The sequence below is a fragment of the Streptomyces sp. BRA346 genome (assembly GCF_052851135.1).
The window spans coordinates 1-1,550 of record NZ_JAIWIH010000164.1 but is presented as its reverse complement, the minus strand read 5'-3'; the positions used below and the strand labels follow the sequence as shown (position 1 = coordinate 1,550).

The window sequence follows — 1,550 nt, the reverse complement described above, 5'->3', positions numbered from 1 at the left end:
GGGGGGTGCCTCTATGTCTTCCGTCAAGACACCCCTGTCGGTTTTGGGGTGGTTCGGGGTTGCTGGGGTTATGCGGCGAGTTCGAGGTCCCTCGGTGTCCGGGATTCGTAGAAGGTGCCGTCGCGGAGCATGGCGAACAGGACGCTGATGCGTTGGCGGGCGAGTCGGAGGAGGGCTTGGGTGTGGGTCTTGCCGCGTGCTCGTTGCTTGTCGTAGTAGGCGCGGGAGGCGGGGTCGGCGTTCATGCAGGCGAAGGCGGACAGGAACATCGCCCGTTTGAGCTGCCGATTGCCGCCTCGGGGTGCGTGTTCGCCGTGGATCGAGGTGCCGGACGACTTCGTTGTCGGGGCGAGTCCGGCGTAGGAGGCAAGGTGGGCGGCGGTGGGGAAGCTGGTGCCGTCGCCGACGGTGACCAGCAGGACGGCGGCGGTCCTGACGCCGACGCCGGGCATCGACGTCAGGACCGGGGAAAGAGGGTGAGCCTCCAGCAGGGTGTTGATCTGGGCTTCCATCGCCCGGCGCTGGGTGTGGACGGCGGCCAGGGAAGCGGCCAGAGAGGGGATGACGATGTCGAGGGTGCCGGTTCCGGGGACGACAACGGTCTGTTCGTCCAGTGCGTCGAAGACGTCGTCGATCAGCCGCTGGGCCATGCGGGGGGCTTTCGGGCGGATCAGCTCCACGAGTCTGCGGCGGCCGGCCTTGCGCAGGGCGGACGGGGAGCCGTAACGCTCCAGCAGCCAGGTCACGGCCTGGTGGTCCAGGCGCGGACCCAGGACGCGCTCCAGGCTGGGGTGGAACTGGGTGAGCAGGCCGCGTATCCGGTTGGAGGTGCGGGTGGCCTCGGCCGCGAGGTCCTGGTCGAAGCCGACGAGGACCGTGAGTTCCGCGGTGATCTCGTCGGTCAGTTCCAGGGACCGCAGGGTGTGCGGCATGGTGCGGGCCGCGTCGGCGATCACCGCGGCGTCCTTCGCGTCGGTCTTCGCCTCACCGGGGTAGAGGTCGGCGATCCGGCGCATCGCCAGGCCGGGCAGATAGGCCACTTGGCAGCCCGCATCACGGGCGACAGTCAGCGGCAGAGCACCGATCGAGGCGGGCTGGTCCACGATCACCAGCACGGTGCCGAACTTCGCGGCCAGCTTGTCGAAGACGGCCCGCAGTTTCGGCTCGCTGTTGGGCAGCGGCTTGTCGAAGACCTTCTTCCCGGCCAGGGTGAGTCCGTGGCCATGGTGGGCACTCTTGCCGACGTCCAGGCCCAGGAACACGCCCACGTCCTCGATCTCGAACATCGTGCCCTTTCCGGAATGTTGACGGTGCCGGCCTCGGCCTGGGTGTCGTGCTCGCGCATCCACGTTATGCAGACCTGCCGCCCGCGAACTGCCCGGCGTTGCACCGGACCGGACGGTGGCCGGACCTCTGATCAGCGTCTCCGACGGACACCTCCCGGGCCCGGTGAACACCACCCCCCAGGTCATGCCTTCGACAGGGGGCAACAGTCATGCCGGGCCCGGAGGCCAGCGGCCCCGTTGCGGAGCCGCGGAAAACATAACGGG

The 1,550-nt window shown here is 68.8% G+C and carries 1 protein-coding gene; it reads right to left on the bottom strand.

Annotated elements, in window-relative coordinates; all coding sequences use genetic code 11:
* Window positions 1-68 precede the first annotated feature (68 nt).
* Window positions 69-1,286: an IS110 family transposase gene (locus LCH29_RS43925; RefSeq protein ID WP_446467282.1), complete on the bottom strand. Its 1,218-nt coding sequence runs from the start codon at window positions 1,284-1,286 to the stop codon at window positions 69-71.
* Window positions 1,287-1,550 lie beyond the last annotated feature (264 nt).